Source organism: Roseateles sp. So40a (genome assembly GCF_048081605.1).
Taxonomy (GTDB): domain Bacteria; phylum Pseudomonadota; class Gammaproteobacteria; order Burkholderiales; family Burkholderiaceae_C; genus Roseateles.
Genome location: NZ_CP182288.1, coordinates 5,698,415 through 5,713,828, shown reverse-complemented (window position 1 = coordinate 5,713,828; position 15,414 = coordinate 5,698,415). Strand labels below are relative to the sequence as shown.

General features: G+C 68.3%; 15 protein-coding genes. 4 read left to right on the top strand and 11 right to left on the bottom strand.

Translation table 11 applies throughout. From position 1 onward, the window contains the following. The first annotated feature begins 111 nt into the window (after nt 1-111). From ACNI65_RS26025 to ACNI65_RS26015, 3 genes are all read left to right on the top strand, one after another. The gene (locus tag ACNI65_RS26025) at nt 112-477 is read left to right on the top strand and encodes a YciI family protein (RefSeq protein WP_416760466.1); all 366 of its coding nucleotides are present in this window, start codon (nt 112-114) and stop codon (nt 475-477) included. A 73-nt stretch (nt 478-550) separates the two neighbouring features. Then, the gene (locus ACNI65_RS26020; protein WP_416760465.1) at nt 551-961 is read left to right on the top strand and encodes a VOC family protein; all 411 of its coding nucleotides are present in this window, start codon (nt 551-553) and stop codon (nt 959-961) included. A 93-nt stretch (nt 962-1,054) separates the two neighbouring features. Beyond that, a complete protein-coding gene (locus ACNI65_RS26015; protein ID WP_416760464.1) occupies nt 1,055-2,383 on the top strand; it encodes an RNA polymerase sigma factor in 1,329 nt (442 codons plus the stop codon). Nucleotides 2,384-2,396: 13 nt separating this feature from the next. Here the strand turns inward: ACNI65_RS26015 and ACNI65_RS26010 are convergent, their stop codons facing one another. From ACNI65_RS26010 to ACNI65_RS25995, 4 genes are all read right to left on the bottom strand, one after another. Continuing rightward, nucleotides 2,397-2,807: a type II toxin-antitoxin system VapC family toxin gene (locus ACNI65_RS26010; RefSeq protein ID WP_416760463.1), complete on the bottom strand. Its 411-nt coding sequence runs from the start codon at nt 2,805-2,807 to the stop codon at nt 2,397-2,399. Next, nucleotides 2,794-2,994, bottom strand: coding sequence for a hypothetical protein (locus tag ACNI65_RS26005; RefSeq protein WP_416760462.1), 201 nt, complete (start codon nt 2,992-2,994; stop codon nt 2,794-2,796). Before ACNI65_RS26005 ends, ACNI65_RS26010 begins: the two co-directional genes overlap by 14 nt. 156 nt (nt 2,995-3,150) lie before the next feature. Continuing rightward, nucleotides 3,151-4,764, bottom strand: coding sequence for a GGDEF domain-containing protein (locus ACNI65_RS26000; RefSeq protein WP_416760461.1), 1,614 nt, complete (start codon nt 4,762-4,764; stop codon nt 3,151-3,153). A 24-nt stretch (nt 4,765-4,788) separates the two neighbouring features. Next, nucleotides 4,789-5,760, bottom strand: a complete 972-nt coding sequence (locus ACNI65_RS25995) for a LysR family transcriptional regulator (RefSeq protein WP_416760460.1) — start codon at nt 5,758-5,760, stop codon at nt 4,789-4,791. A gap of 109 nt (nt 5,761-5,869) precedes the next feature. Here ACNI65_RS25995 and ACNI65_RS25990 point away from each other — a divergent pair, with 109 nt between their 5' ends. Next, nucleotides 5,870-6,646, top strand: a complete 777-nt coding sequence (locus tag ACNI65_RS25990; RefSeq protein ID WP_416760459.1) for an SDR family NAD(P)-dependent oxidoreductase — start codon at nt 5,870-5,872, stop codon at nt 6,644-6,646. Nucleotides 6,647-6,649: 3 nt separating this feature from the next. Here ACNI65_RS25990 and ACNI65_RS25985 read toward each other — a convergent pair whose 3' ends face one another. From ACNI65_RS25985 to ACNI65_RS25955, 7 genes are all read right to left on the bottom strand, one after another. Beyond that, nucleotides 6,650-7,771, bottom strand: a complete 1,122-nt coding sequence (locus ACNI65_RS25985; protein ID WP_416760458.1) for a histidine kinase — start codon at nt 7,769-7,771, stop codon at nt 6,650-6,652. A 148-nt stretch (nt 7,772-7,919) separates the two neighbouring features. Then, the gene (locus ACNI65_RS25980) at nt 7,920-8,642 is read right to left on the bottom strand and encodes an ABC transporter ATP-binding protein (protein ID WP_416760457.1); all 723 of its coding nucleotides are present in this window, start codon (nt 8,640-8,642) and stop codon (nt 7,920-7,922) included. Nucleotides 8,643-8,660: 18 nt separating this feature from the next. Further along, nucleotides 8,661-10,601 (bottom strand): ABC transporter permease subunit, encoded by a 1,941-nt coding sequence (locus tag ACNI65_RS25975; protein ID WP_416760456.1) that lies wholly within the window; start codon nt 10,599-10,601, stop codon nt 8,661-8,663. Nucleotides 10,602-10,607: 6 nt separating this feature from the next. Beyond that, nucleotides 10,608-11,483 carry a branched-chain amino acid ABC transporter permease gene (locus ACNI65_RS25970; RefSeq protein WP_416760455.1) on the bottom strand — a complete coding sequence of 292 codons (876 nt, stop codon included), beginning with the start codon at nt 11,481-11,483 and terminating at the stop codon, nt 10,608-10,610. 117 nt (nt 11,484-11,600) lie between these two features. Then, entirely contained in the window at nt 11,601-12,833 is a 1,233-nt protein-coding gene (locus ACNI65_RS25965; RefSeq protein ID WP_416760454.1) for an ABC transporter substrate-binding protein, read from the bottom strand. 224 nt (nt 12,834-13,057) lie between these two features. After that, nucleotides 13,058-14,080, bottom strand: coding sequence for a Fic family protein (locus tag ACNI65_RS25960; RefSeq protein ID WP_416760453.1), 1,023 nt, complete (start codon nt 14,078-14,080; stop codon nt 13,058-13,060). 81 nt (nt 14,081-14,161) lie between these two features. Further along, a complete protein-coding gene (locus ACNI65_RS25955; protein WP_416760452.1) occupies nt 14,162-15,409 on the bottom strand; it encodes an MFS transporter in 1,248 nt (415 codons plus the stop codon). Between the last annotated feature and the right edge of the window lie 5 nt (nt 15,410-15,414).

The following is a 15,414-nucleotide window of genomic DNA, read 5'->3' as shown; positions in this document are numbered from 1 at the left end:
TGAATCGACAGCGCCCCGGGCGGGTGGCCAGCCCATTCGAGCCAAGCCCTGACCTTTGGCAGTGGCATGGGCGGGTGGTGTCCAATGGCCCGCAAACCACCGGAGACCCGCATGAGCTTCATCCTGCTGATCAACGAACCCGTCGGCCAACGCGAGGCCCGCACGCCCGAGGAAGGCCAGGACGCCTACGCCCGCATGACCGCCTTCGCGGATCAGCTGCTGGCGCAGGGCCGGCTGCATTCGGCGCAGTCGCTGCAGTCGGTCAACGGCGCCACGCGCGTGACCAAGCGCGACGGCCGGATGACGGCGATCGACGGGCCCTTCGCCGAGGCCAAGGAAATGGTCGGCGGCTTCTTCTGGTTGAACGTCGCCACCCGCGAGGAAGCCCTCGCGATCGCCCGGGAGTGCCCGGCCGCGGAGTGGTGCACGGTCGAGGTGCGATCGATGGCGCCCTGTTACGAGGAATCCAAGGCCTGATTGTCGAAAACGCCGGGGCTGGGCCGTCGTGCCCATGTGGACCACGACCTCACATCCATCCAGGAGTCACGACATGCGACACAAGCAGATCTTCGTCAACCTGCCCGTCAAGGACGTCGAGCGCAGCAAGCGCTTCTACGCGGCCATGGGCTACGAGTTCAACCCGCAGTTCTCCAACGAGCAGGCCCTGTCGATGGTCATCTCGGACGACATCTACGCGATGCTGCTGGTCGAGGAGTTCTTCCAGACCTTCACGCCGCGCAAGATCTCCGACGCGCACTCGGCCACCGAGGTGCTGACCTGCCTGTCCTGCGAGAGCAAGGCGCAGGTGGACGAGCTGATCGCCAAGGCGCTGGCCGCCGGCGGCACCGTGCCGCGCGAGCCGCAGGACATGGGCTTCATGTACTCCCAGGCCTACGCGGATCCGGATGGCCACATCTGGGAGCTGATGTACATGGACATCACGCAGTTCCCGGGCGCCTGAGCACGGGCTCGGCGGCCACGGCGACGAGAGGCGCCGCAGGCTTGCCAGCATGGCGAGCGGCACCCCGGCCGGCCAGGCCGTACCATCGCGCGCATGACCGACGAGACCCATCGCGCGATCACGACCGTCTGGCGGCAGGAATCCGCCAAGATCATCGGCGCCCTGTCGCGCCTCACCCGCGACGTGCCGCTGGCCGAGGAGCTGGCGCAGGACGCGCTGGTGGCGGCGCTGGAAACCTGGCCGCGCCAGGGCTTGCCGGACAAACCGGCCGCGTGGTTGATGACCACGGCCAAGCACCGCGCGCTGGACCGGCTGCGGCATGTGAAGCTGAGCGGCGACAAGCTCGAGCAGCTCGGTCATGAGCTCGATGCGCGCGAGGCGATGATCGTGCCGGACTTCGTCGACCACCTCGATGACGACCGCGCCGCGCGCGAGATCGGCGACGACGTCCTGCGGCTGATGTTCTGCGCGTGTCACCCGGTGCTGAGCCTGGAAGCGCGCGTGGCCTTGACGTTGAAGATGGTCGCGGGCCTGACGACCGGCGAGATCGCCCGGGCCTACCTGCAATCCGAGCCGACGGTGGCGCAGCGGCTGGTCCGCGCCAAGCGCACGCTGGGCGATGCGCAGGTGCCCTTCGAGCTGCCGCGCGGCGAGTCCCTGACCGAACGGCTCGGGGCCGTGCTGGAGGTGCTCTACCTGATCTTCAACGAGGGGTATGCGGCGACCAGCGGGGATCGCTGGATCCGGCAGGAGCTGTGCGACGAGGCCTTGCGGCTGACGCGGATGCTGGTCCAGCTGGCGCCGCGCGAGGGCGAGGTCTGGGGGCTGCTCGCGTTGATGGAGCTGCAAGCCTCACGCGCGTCCGCCCGGGTGGACGCGCAGGGGCAGCCCGTGCTGTTGCTGGAGCAGGATCGGACGCAGTGGGATGCGCAGGCGATCGAACGTGGCCTGGCCGCGTTGGTGGCAGCGGATGGCCTGGCGGCGGAAGCTGCTGAAGCGGCGGCTGGAACGGACGGGTCGACCGGCGCATCTGGCGTGGGCTTGGGGCCGTATGCGCTGCAGGCGGCGATCGCGGCGTGTCATGCGCAGGCGCGACGCGCCGAGGACACCGATTGGCCGCGCATCGCGGCGCTGTACGAGGCACTGGCGGTGCGTCAGCCGTCGCCGGTGGTGGAGCTGAATCGCGCGGTGGCGCTGTCGATGGCCTTCGGTCCGGCGATCGGTCTGGAGATCGTTGATCGGCTGATGGAGGATCCGGCGCTGAAGCAGTACCACTGGCTGCCGAGCGTGCGCGCGGACCTGCTGGCGAAGCTGGGCCGCAATGCCGAGGCGAAGGAAGAATTCGAGCGCGCCGCCGCGATGACCGGCAACGACCGCGAGCGGGAGTTGCTGCGCCGAAGGGCGCGGGAGCAGGGGCACTGAGGCCCCCTCGGGTTCAGAACACCTCCACGCCGGCGCGCTGCGCCGCTGCGCGAAGTCCCTTGTCGACCGTCGCAATGGCTGCACCGGTCTCTATCGCGAGCGCGAGGTAGTGGGAGTCGAAGCCCTGCACATGATGGTCGAGGGCAAAGCGCACTTGCTCCGACACGGAGCGGCGGTTGCGACGAAGCCGGACTGCATGCCGCACGATCAGATCCGTGGCAGACACCAGCCGGGTGTCACTCCACCGATCTCGGCGACTGCGTCGAAGCAGCGCATGACTGCACTCCGCCGTCATCACCGCAGGCGCGATGAGGGAGTGCGGTGTACTGCGCCCATGTTCGGACACGCGCGCCCCGTAATCCTCGTCCGATCTTGAATGAGGCGCCACCCAGCTCATGGCGACGCAGGCATCAACGACAACCATAGCTGTCCCTCCCTTCGTTGATCCAGTCGGCGGCGCCTTTCGCATCGTCGGGAAGAGGACTCTGCATATCGGGATAGCTGGCCACGTAGGCGGCCATCAGTTCGGCCAGATCGGGGGCTGGAATGCCGTCACCAATCCATTCGGCGTCGTCCACGACCGTGGCACTGACAGGATGCTGTTCATTCACGGGAAGCTCCAAGAGTCGATGAAGAGCAAAAGTCTAGGCACTCCATGGACCACCGGAACTCACACCGATCTGTGTTTCAGGCCGTGTCCCTATCCGCTGCAACCACGATGAATAGGCGCATCTCGGCTATTCGTCGCTATGAAACAGTGACTCGATTCAGTCAGGCGAATCGCCCTCGCCTTCGCTCTCGTCGGTGAGCCAGGTCCCCGCGGTCGACGCGTGCTGGCGCTCGCGCTTGGCCGCGTACATCGCCGCATCACTGCGTGCCATCAGCGTCTCCAGCGTGTCGCCGTCCTCGCGCTGCGCCGCGCCGATGCTGATGCTCACCCGCAGCCCCTCAGACACCGCGTTCCAGTCGTGCCGGCGCACCGCCTCGTCCAGTCGACGGCAGGCCTGCTGCGCGACCTCCTCCGTCGCGCCGCGCAGCAGCAGCACGAACTCGTCGCCCGCCAGCCGCGCCGCCACGTCGTGCTCCCGCACGTGTTGCCGCATCAGCCGCGCGATCTGGCTCAGCACCTGATCACCCACCAGATGCGAGTGCCGGTCGTTGACCTGCTTGAAGTGGTCCACGTCGATCAGCGCCAGACTCACCACCCCGCCCGCCGCCAGTTGCGCCCGCGCGTGATCCTCGAAGCTGCGCCGGTTGGCCAGCTCGGTCAGCGGGTCCTCCATCGACAGCTTCTCCAGCCGCTGCGCCTCATGCGCGAGCTGCACCCGGTCGCGCTCGCTGCGCCGCGCGTCCAGTTGCCATTGCACCGTCGCCTCGCGACTCGCCAGGCTGGCGATGCGCACGCGCGCCTCGCGCTCCCGCAATGCGCGCATGCGCTGCAGCGCGCGCTGCGGCTGCCCCTGCTGTTCCTCGATCTGGCTGGCGATCAGCTCCCCGAGCTGCGCCAGCGGCTCATGCTGGACCAGGTCCGCGTCGGTCACCAGCTGCGCCGCCGCGCGCCGCGCCTGCGGCCACAGGCGCCGCGACCACGCGAGCTCCGCCTGCACCCAGCCCGCCAGCGACGCGAGCCAATGCCGCTCCTGCGCGGGCAGCTGCATCAGCGTCTGCTGCAGCTCCGGCTGCGCGAAGGCCGTCGCGCCCTTCCAGATCTGCGCCATCGTCTGCATCAGCGTCCACCAGCATTGCGACTCCGCGTCGCCTTCGGCCAGCAGATGCCGCGCGTTGATCAGATGGCCCTCGAGCGGCCCTAGCGGCGGCAATTGCCCGCGCTGCTCCCGCTCTCCCGCGTAGGCCAGCAACGAGCCCATCGCGAGCCACAGGCAGGCCGTCAACGGGCTCAGCCGAGGCTTGCACGCGTTCGCGGCATCCACCGCCTGGCGCAACACCTCGGCCGCCTTGTCGAAATTGCGCGCCCACACGTGACAGGCGCCCAGGTCCTGCAGCGCGACGACCAGCGCCGTGCCGTCGCCGCGCAACTGCGCCAGTCGCAGCCCGAGCAGCGCCGCCTCGATCGCCTCCTCGTGATGCCCCGCCAGCGACGCGCTGTGCGCGAGCACCGACAGCGCGCCCGCCTCGCCCGGCGCATCGCCGAGCTGACGGAACATCCGCGCCGCGAGCTCACTGCGGCCGCGGGCCTCGCCCGGCCGGTGCAGCGAGCGATCGCAACGGGCCAGATGCAGCAGCGCCTGCGCCTGCAGCGGCACGTCGCCCTGCTCCAGCGCCAGCAGCAGCCATTCCTCGCCCAGCGGCAACGCAGCGGCGGCATCGCCGGCAGCGAGCGCGGCGCGGGCTTGCGGGGGAAGCGAGGTCAGCGGGTCCAAGACGGGTTCGGAACGCAAGGCGGTTCAGGCGATCGGGGACGAGGACCCAGAGGATAGCGGTAACAGCCGGGGCGCCATCAGTTCCGCCAGCCACTGCATGAAGGCCTGCACCCGCCGCGGCAGCTGCCGGCGGTGCGCGTAGAGCAGGTGGACCGGCATCGGCGCGGGCAGGAAGTCGGGAAGGATCTCCACGAGCCGGCCGTCCAGCACCTCCGCCTCGTGGCCATGCCGCGGCACCTGCGTGATGCCCAGGCCCGCGAGGCAGGCCGCCGCGTACGACCCGGAATCGCTGACGGTCAGCGCGCCGGCCATGGGCTGGAAACGCGTCGCACCGGTGTCGTCGCACCACTCGAATCCCGGGCAGCGCTGGCCCAGCGTCGTCACGTACTGCACCAGCCGATGCCCGGCAAGATCCTCCAGCGTGCGCGGCACGCCGAAGCGCTCGAGGTAGGCCGCGCTGGCCAGGTTGGCCATCGCCAGCGCCCCCAGCGGCCGCGCGACCAGCGTGGAGTCGCTGAGCGGCCCCACGCGCAGCACGCAATCGAAACCTTCGCGCACCAGGTCCACGCGGCGGTCGGTGCTGCTGAGCTCGACCTCCAGCCCCGGGTGCGCCGCCAGGAACTCCGGCAGGCGCGGCACGACCAGGTCCTGCGCCAGGCGCATCGGCATGTCCACGCGCAAGCGGCCGCGCAGCCCGCTGGCGGCCGGCTGGAACATCGTCTGCATGTCGTCGAGGTCGGCCAGCAGGTCCTTGCAGCGCTCGTAGCAGGACTGCCCGTCCTGCGTCAGCTGGACCCGCCGCGTCGTGCGGTGGAACAGCCGCGTGCCCAGGCTGGCCTCCAGGCGCTGCACCGCGGTGGAGGCGCTCGCCTTGGGCAGGCCCAGGCTCTGCGCGGCCTGCGTGAAGCTCGCCAGCTCCGCGACGCGGACGAACACCAGCAGCGTCTCGATCGACGGGGGCGGTGAGGCGGGCAAGGTCTCCGGCAAAGCGCTCATTTGTTCATCCTGAACGAACGGTCAAATCATTATCAGCCAGTTTATGCAAATCCTGCCGATCAATAGAGTTCAGTCATCCGATCCACCCCGTGTTCCACAGGAGCTCTCCATGACGACGACTTCCCCTACCCAAGGTCCTCTCGCGCTGATCACCGGCGGCAGCCGCGGCCTGGGCCGCAACGCGGCGCTGCACCTGGCGCGCAAGGGCATCGACACCGTGATCACCTACCGCAGCCAGCAGGCCGAGGCGCAGGCGGTGGTCGACGAGATCCAGGCACTGGGCGGCCGCGCCGCGGCGCTGGCGCTGGACGTCGGCGACAGCGGCAGCTTCCCGGCCTTCGCCGCCGCGCTGCGCCAGACGCTGCAGACCCACTGGCAGCGCGAGCGCATCGACCACCTGGTCAACAACGCCGGTATCGGTGTGCATGCGCCGCTGGCGGACACCACCGAGGCGCAGTTCGACGAGCTGATGCGCGTCCACCTGAAGGGTCCGTTCTTCCTGACGCAGACGCTGCTGCCGCTGATCAACGACGGCGGCAGCGTGCTGAACGTGTCCAGCGGGCTGGCACGCTTCGCGCTGCCCGGCTACGGCGCCTACGCGACGATGAAGGGCGGCGTCGAGGTGATGACCCGCTACATGGCCAAGGAATTCGGCGCGCGGGGCATCCGCGTGAACACGCTCGCACCCGGCGCCATCGAGACCGACTTCGGCGGCGGCACCGTGCGCGACAACGCGGAGGTCAACCGCTTCGTCGCGTCGGTCACCGCGTTGGGCCGCGTGGGTCTGCCCGACGACATCGGGCCGGTCGTGGCCTCGCTGCTCTCGGACGACAACCGCTGGATCACCGCGCAACGCGTGGAGGCCTCGGGCGGCATGTTCGTCTGACCGTCAACGGCCGCGCGCGTAGGCCGCTTGCGGCTCACGCGCGCGCATGACGACCTCGCCCAGGCAGTCGGGATAGCGGCGCTGCAGGTGCTTCAACCCCGCCTGCCGGCTGGCCTTGTAGTCCAGGGTTTCCTGCAGGAACTGGAGGCGGGCGCGGTTCTCGTCGATCAACTGCGCCCAGGTCACGATGTGCACGGCGTAGTCGAACGGCATGCGCGAATGCAGCTCCTCCTGAAGCCTCGCATGACTGCGTGAGCCCTCCTCGATCTCCCGGCCCACCAGCCAGAACGACCACCTGACGTTCACCGACCGGAAGCGCTCATCCCCGGTGACATCCAGCGCATAACCGGTGATCTGGTTGATCTCCTTGCGCCCGATGGCCACGCGGGGCGCCTTGAGTTCGACCACCAGGTGTTCCAGCGTCGCCGGCTGGTGACGCCTTGTCGCGCGGGAGAACATCAGATCGATGATGGCCCGCTTGCCACCCACCTTGTCGTCGGACGCGTCACGCGCCTCTCCCCCGCCGATCGGCTCGTCGATCTCCACCTCGCTGCCCAGCAACGCCCGGTGCTTGCGCAGCACCTCCGTCAGGGAGCGGTTGTCCACGGACAGCGCGAACTCGTCCCCGAACAGCCAGGGATTGCGCGAGACGATGCGATGGAGCTCGCCGCGTTCGCGGACATGCGGCTGGATCGAATCGTCGAAGAGCAAGGTCTCCAGCCCATCCAGCAACTGCAGCCGCTGCGTCACCACATGCGTCTCGCGGATCACCGAGGCCAGGGAGACATCCTTGAGCAGCTCGGCCATCATCTGCCGCTCCTCGGCCGGAAGGTTCAGCACCTCCGTCAGCAGGAGTTGAAGCTCTTCCGGGCCGCATTCGACCGCTTGCCGGAGCAGCCGGAACTGCAGGGCCACGGCCTCGGGCGACAGCGTCTGGAACACCGGATGGAATCGCGACAGATGCCACGCCACCTGGTCGAACAGCTGGCGCTCCAGCACCTCGACGGAGGTCTCCGGATCCCCGGAGAACGGATAGAGCCCCTGCGCCTGCCACGCCTCGACGGGCGGGCGGTCAGGGGCTCGTGGCGCGTCGGTCGGCGCGGCAGTCGAGTGGTCAGTCGTCATCGTTCCACCTGGATCGGCATGCCCCTCGGAGGGAGCGGAACGCTGACTCTAGGGAAGGCGTCGTGCCGCCACACCGGCCCATTCGCGGTCAACGCGCCGCGAATGCCGACTGCTTCGAGTGAAGTTCTCCCAGATTCCGGTCAGGCGCTCAGTGCCCGCCGCCCAGGTAGGCCGCCTTCACCGCGGGATCGGTCCGGAGCTTCTCCGCCGCGCCGTGCAGCGAGATGCGGCCGTTCTCCAGCACGTACCCGTAGTCCGCCACCGCCAGCGCGGCCGCGGCGAACTGCTCCACCAGCAGCATCGTCACGCCCTGCGACTTCAGCCGCTCGATGATGCGGAACACCTCATCCACCAGGATCGGCGCCAGGCCCATCGAGGGCTCGTCCAGCAGCACGACCTCCGGGTTGAGCATGGTCGCGCGCGCCATCGCCAGCATCTGCTGCTCGCCGCCCGAGAGCGTGCCCGCCAATTGCTGGCGCCGCTCCTTCAGGCGAGGGAACAGCTCCATCGCCTTCTCCAGGTCAGCCTCGACATCGCCCTTGGGCCGCGCGCCGGTGTAGCGCGGGAACGCCCCCAGGCGCAGGTTGTCGGTGACGCTCATCGTGGCGAAGACGCGCCGTCCCTCGGGCGAGTGCGCCAGCCCCAGCCGGGCGATGTGATACGACTCCAGGCCGTCGATGCGCTTGCCGTTGAGCGTGATCTGGCCGGCGCTCGGCGCGATCATCCCGGACACCGCGCGCATCGTCGTCGTCTTGCCGGCCCCGTTGGAGCCGATCAGCGTGACCACCTTGCCCTTGGGCACTTCCACCGAGATGCCGTGCAGCACTTCGACCTTGCCGTAACCGGCATGCAGTTGATCGATCTTGAGCATGTCTGTCCCGCTCCGCGCTCAGGCCGCCTGGCCGCCGAGATAGGCCTCGATCACCTTCGGATCGGCCTGCACCTGGGCCGGTCGGCCCTCGGCGATCTTCTGGCCGAAGTCCAGCACCGACACCACGTCGCAGATGCCCATCACGACGTCCATGTGGTGCTCGATCAGGATCACCGTGATGCCGTGATCGCGGATCTTGCCGATGATGCGCATCAGCTCCTTGATGTCGGGCGCGGTCAGGCCCGCGGCGGGCTCGTCCAGCAGCAGCAGCCGCGGATCCAGCGCCAGCGCCCGGGCGATCTCCAGCAGGCGCTGCTTGCCGTAGGGCAGGTTGCGCGCCTCCTCGAAGGCCAGGTCCGCCAGGCCGACGAACTCCAGCAGGCTCAGCGCCCGCGCGCGCGCCTTCGCGTCCTCGTCGTTGTAGCGCGGCGAGTGCAGCGCCACCTGCAGCAGGTTGCTGCCGAAGCTGTGATGCAGCGCCACCATCACGTTGTGCAGCGCGCTCATCTCGCCGAAGAGCTGCACGTTCTGGAAGGTCCGCGCGATGCCCGACAACGCGATGTCCGCCGAGGTCCGCCCCACCAGCGAGCGATCGACGAATTTCAGCTCGCCCGCCGTCGGCACGTAGATGCCGGTCAGCACGTTCATCATCGTGCTCTTGCCCGAGCCGTTCGGGCCGATCAGGCCGTGGATCGTGCCGCGGCGCACCTGCAGGTCGACGTTGTTCAGCGCCTTCAGGCCGCCGAACTGCATCAGCACGCCGCGCGCGTCGATCAGGAGCTCCTCGCCGCCGCCGGCCGAGCCGGCCGCGGCGATCGCGTCGGCGGGTTTCTCCGCCACCGGACCGCCCTCGCCCACCGGCTTGGCCTTGATGTGCAGCGCGCCGCGCACGAAGCCGACGATGCCGTCCTGCAGGTAGTAGACGACGAACAGCGTGATCAGGCCGAAGATCGACAGCCGCCAGTCGGTCATCGACTGCAGCACGAAGGACAGGCCCGCCAGCGCGACGCTGCCGACGACCGGGATGGCCGCCTGTTTCAGGTCGACCTTGCCGCGGCGATACGCCACCATCGTCACCGCGGTCACGACGATCGCGAAGATCACCGACACGTAGCGGAACAGCTCCAGGTCATCGAGCAGCTTGGGCAGCACCACCACGATCGCCGCGCCCAGCAGCGCGCCGGTGCGGGTCTTGCGGCCGCCCATGATGATGGCCAGCAGGAAGAAGACCGTCAGCTCGAAGTTGTAGGTGTTGGGCGAGATGTACTGCTCGGAGTAGGCGTACAGACCGCCGGCCAGGCCCGCGAGTCCGGCGCTGATCACGAAGGCGTACACCTTGTAGCGGTAGACCGACACGCCCATGCAGTCCGACGCGACCGGACTGCCGCGCAGCGCCTCGAACGCGCGCCCGAGGTGCGAGCGCAGCACGCGATGCACGAAGACCAGCGACGCCAGCAGCAGCACGGCGACCAGCCAGTAGTACTCGTCCTCGGTCATCGTGTGGCCCATCAGCTGGGGCTTGGTGAGCGTGATGCCCATGGGCCCGTGCGTCAGGAAATCCATCTCGTTGATCAGGATCTGGATGATGGTCCCGAAGGCCAGCGTCACCATCGCCAGGTACGGACCGGTCACGCGCAGCGCGGGCAGCGCCAGCAGCGCGCCGAACGCGGCAGTGACCGCCACCGCGGCCGGCAGCGTGACGTAGACCGGCAGGCCCAGCTTCATCACAAGCACGCCGACCGTGTAGGCGCCCACGCCGAACAGGCCCGCGTGGCCCAGCGACACCTGGCCGGTGTAGCCCACGACGATGTCCAGGCCGAACAGCACGATCGCGTAGATCAGGATCGTCTCGACCAGGTGGATGTAATACGGATTGCCGGACACCAGCGGGAACGCGAACAGCGCGACGATCCCGATGACGGCGGCGATGAATTTCTGCGGAGAGATCTTCGTCGTCATGGGGGATCAGACCTTCTTGATCGCGGTCTTGCCGAACAGCCCGGCCGGCTTGACCGCCAGGACGATCAGCAGCAGCACGAGGCCCGGCACGTCCTTGTAGCCGGTGGACAGGTAGAAGCCCGTGGTGGTCTCGGCGATGCCCAGGATGATCCCGCCGACGATGATGCCCATGCCCGAGGTCAGCCCGCCGATGATGGCCACGGCGAAGGCCTTCAGGCCGAGCACCGCGCCCATCGTCGCGCCCGTCAGCGTGAGCGGGGCGATCAGCACGCCGGCGAAGGCCGCCGTCAGCGAGGACAGCGCATACGAGAAGGTGATCACCAGCCCGGTGTTGATGCCCATGAGCTTGGCGGCATCGCGGTCGTTGAAGGTCGCCACGACGGCGCGGCCGTAGATGGAGCGCCGGTTGAAGAGCTCGACGGTCAGCATCATCGCCAGCGCGCCACCGACGACCAGGATCTCCATCGGCAGCACGTTGGCGCCGAGGAACTTGATCGGCGCCTCGGGCAGCGGCGAGGGGAACTTCAGGTCGTCACGGCCCCAGACGTTCTCGGCCACGTTCTTGAAGATGATGCCCAGCGCGATGGTGGACATGATCCAGCCGAACTCGGACTTGATCTTGATGGCGGGTCGCACGCCGATGCGTTCGACGAAGGCGCCCTGCAGCGCGCCGAACAGGCACACGATCGGAATCATGACCCAGTAGTTCACGCCGTGCCCGACGAGGGTCAGGCCGACCAGCGCGCCGAGCATCAGCGCGTCGCCCTGGCCGAAGTTGAGGGTATCGGAGGTCGAGAAGGTGAGCTGGTAGCCGAAGGCGATGACCGCGTAGATCATTCCCAGGGCGATGCCGCTGAACACCAGTTGAGTCAGGATCTGCATACGGCGTCCGGAACTGCTGGAGGGAGCGGAGCGTCGTCGCGGGACGGCGCTCCGGCAGGCTCGGCCCGGGACTGCGGCCGAAAGAGGAACGGCCGCGCGAGGCGGCCGTCATCGGGTTTACTTCTTCTGGGTGAGGGCGCCCTTGGCGTTGACGTCCTTGACCTTGACCTCGGAGGCCGCCTTGAAGTCGGCCTCGTAGGCGTAGACCACGCGCTGGCCCTTGACCTCGCCGAACACCGGGATGTTGGCGGTGATGGCCTCGTGGTCGGTCTTGGTGAAGGGCTTGTTGTAGGTCGTGACGACGCCCTCGACGGGGGTTTTCAGGTCCTCGAGCGCGGCCTTGACCTTGGGCCCCTCGATGCTGTTGGCCTGCTTGATCGCGGCGGCCAGCAGGTAGATCGAGTCATAACCCTGCGCGGCGGAGACCGGCGAGTCGATGCGGCTGTTCTTCGGGTTGAACGTCTTGAGGTAGGAGACGATGAAGGATTGGCGCTTGGGCGTGGTCGGTTCCTGGATGAAGGTCTGCGGCATTCGCGCGCCCTCGCCGCCGGGGCCGGCGTTGTCGATGTAGTTGGCCATGGACAGCGTCCAGCTGCCCACCATCGGCACCTTCCAGCCGAGCTTGGTCATGCCGTTGGCGATCTGCGCGAGCTCGGGCCCGATGCCATAGGTGAGCACGGCCTCGGCGCCGGCTTCCTTGGCCTTGAGCAGCTGGGCCGTCATGTCGACGTCCTTGATGTTGAACTTCTCGACGGCCACGGGCTTGATGCCCTTGAGCTCGAGGGCCTTCTCGAGGTCGGCGCGGCCGAGCTGGCCGTAGTTGGTGGAGTCCGCGAGGATGGCGACCTTCTTGAAGCCGCGGCGGGTAATGGCTTCCTCGACGATCATCGGCGCCTGGATGGAGTCGTGGGCGGCGTTGCGGAAGACGTAGTTTTCCGGCGCGTCCTTGAACTGCTGGGTGATGACGGAGCCGGTGGCCACGTTGTTCATCACCGGGATCTTGGCGTCCTGGTAGAAGCGCTGGGCGGCCAGGGCGACGCCGGTGTTGATGAAGCCGACGGTGGCGACGACCTTCTCGCGGTTGATGAGTTCCTGGGCGATCTGGACGCCGCGTTCGTTCTTGGCCTCGTCGTCGCGTTCGACGAGCAGGATCTGACGGCCGAGGACGCCGCCGTTCTTGTTGATTTCCTGGGCTGCCAATCGCACACCGTCGCGCATGCTGACGCCCATCGACGACGAACCGCCGGTGAACGGGCCTGAGACGCCGATCTTGATGGGGTCGGCCGCGGTGGCGGCGAAGCTGGCGGCGGCCAGGGCGGTAGCGGTGATCCAACGCGCGCTGAACTTCATGTTTGTCTCCGAATGATCTGGGTCCATGAGGGGTCGGAATGCCAACCCTCGAGCGCCGGTACAACAAACAGCCGGACGCACGGCGTCAGCCTTCTCGGTGCATGGTGCATGAAGCGTGTCGAATTGCACGCATGCGATTACGTACTCGCAAACCCCGAGCGCCGCGTTCAGCCTCGTGTCAGGGTGATGGACATCCCGCACAGGTGCGCCAGGGAGGTGCGTGATCAGGCGGCTGCCCGCCACGACAGGAAAGCGTCGGCACGAGGCGAGGCGGGTCGGTTTCCGGTGTGGACGTAGGCGACCAACTCCTCGCTGATGGCGTCGATCTGGGCACCGATGTCGATGCCCTTCTCCGGCGCCGATTGCGGCAGCAGGCAGGCTCGCACCACGGACTTGGCATAGGCCCGCAGGAAGACGCGCTCGATCAGGTGCACGCTGCCGAGTTCATAGAAGGCCACCATGCCGCGGAGGTACTCCGCCTTGTCGACGTCGACGTATGACAGCGGCAGCAGTCCGCTGCCCAGCAGGGGCAGATTGGCGGCGATGCGCGCCGTGCGCTTGTTGCCGTTCGCGAAGGACTGGATGTAGGCCATCCGGGTCAACAGATAAAACGCCGCCTGCACCGGGTGCAGGGTCCTCGCGATGACGATCACCCGCTCCAGCAGCGAGGTCGCATGGCCGGTGCCCGGACGAAACGGCGGCAGGTAGGCCGACTGGTGCAAGCGGACGTCCTCGAACTCGCGGGGTTTGCCTCGCTGCTCGATCGGGAGGAAATGATCGCAGTCACAGACCTCCGCCAGCCCATGGTCATCGGTCAGGAGCGCATGCATCCGACAGACGTTCTCCATCGACAAGGCCCGGTGTTCCCACAGATGTTCCGCAGCCCGTTGATGGTTCAGCGCGAGCACCGCGTCATCCAGGGGCTTGGCGAGATTGCGCTCGCCGCAGGCGAGCAGGGCCGCGGTATCCAGCGAGGAGTAACTGCTCCCCTCCAGGAGGGATGACGCCCAGGTGAAGTCCACCAGGAAGTCGGAGAGAAAGCGTCGATCGGGCGGACAGGCGCCGGACTGGATGCAGGCGCAACGCGCGGCTCGCATCGGGTCGAGCCCTGGCTCGGGATCGAGGAGGTCGTCGTTGAAGGGGACGGCTGGCCGCGCCTGCGCGGGCTGCGCGAAGTAGCGATCCTCCTCGGTCGGTGGCAAGACGGCGAATGGCGATGGCTCGCCAATGATCGGATGAAGGGGCATGGGTCATCTCGCGGGTCGTGAGAGGACGCATTCTTCGAATCCTCGCGCCCAGCGAAATGGCCTAAAGCAGTGTGCTTCGCCTCAAGCCTGCTGCCTCGCCCTCAGCCCCCACGCCGCCCCCGCGGCCACCGCCAGCACCACCAGCGCGTAGCCCGAGAGCGCGGTCCATCCGCTGTGGTCCCAGAACCAGCCGCCCATCGCGCCCAGCGTGCTCGACCCGATGTAGTACGCCAGCAGGTACAGCGACGCCGCATGCCCCTTGCTGCGCCCGCCCAGCGCGCCCACCCACGCGCTGCTCACCGAATGCGCGACGAAGAACCCGATCGTCAGCAGCACGATCCCCGCGATCACCGCCGGCAGCCACGTCGCCAGCGTCAACACCACGCCCGCCGTCGCCAGCGCGATCCCCGACAACAGCGCCGGCGCACGGCCGAAACGGTCCGACAGGCTGCCCGCCGTCGCCGACGCCGCGATGCCGAACAGATACGCGCAGAAGATCAGCCCGATCGCGCTCTGGCTCAGCGAGAACGGCGGCTTCATCAGCCGAAAGCCGGCGTAGTTGTAGACCGCGACGAACATGCCCATCATCAGGAAGCCCATCGCGAACAGCAGCGGCAAGCTCCGATGCGTCAGGTGTCCGCGCCACGCGGCCACGTGCTCCGACAGCGTCACGCCGCGCCGTCGCACGAAGTGCCGCGACGGCGGCAGCAGCCACCAGAAGCCGATCGCCGCCAGCAGCCCCAGCACACTGACCACGAACAGCGCGGGCCGCCATCCGAAGGCGTCGCTCAACACGCTGACGCCCACGCGTCCCATCATTCCGCCGAAGGCCGTGCCGCCCACGTACTGCCCCATCGCGCGGCCCAGGCCGTTCGGATGGATCTCCTCGGCCAGATAGGCCATCGCCACCGCGGGCACCCCGCCCAGCACCAGCCCCTCGATCGCCCGCGCGAGCAGCATCGCGTGCCAGCTCGGCACCACCGACGCGATCAGGTTGAGCACCGCCGCCATCGCCATCGACGCGAACATCAGCCGCTTGCGGTCCATGCTCTCGGACAGCGCCCCGGCGCACAGGATCGCGAAGGCCAGCGCCCCGGTCGCCAGCGACAGCGACAACGCGCTGGCCGCCGCACCCACATGGAACTCCGCCGCGAACAGCGGCAGCAGCGGCTGCACGCTGTACAGCAGCGAGAAGGTCGTGAATCCCGCCAGGAAGAGCGCGAGCGCGATGCGGCGGTAGGCCGTCGTGCCGGGCCGCGCGTGCGTGTGGTCGAGGTCGTGGAGGGTCGACGGGCCGGCGTCCGCGGCCTGCTCGGAGGGACTGCTCATCGAGC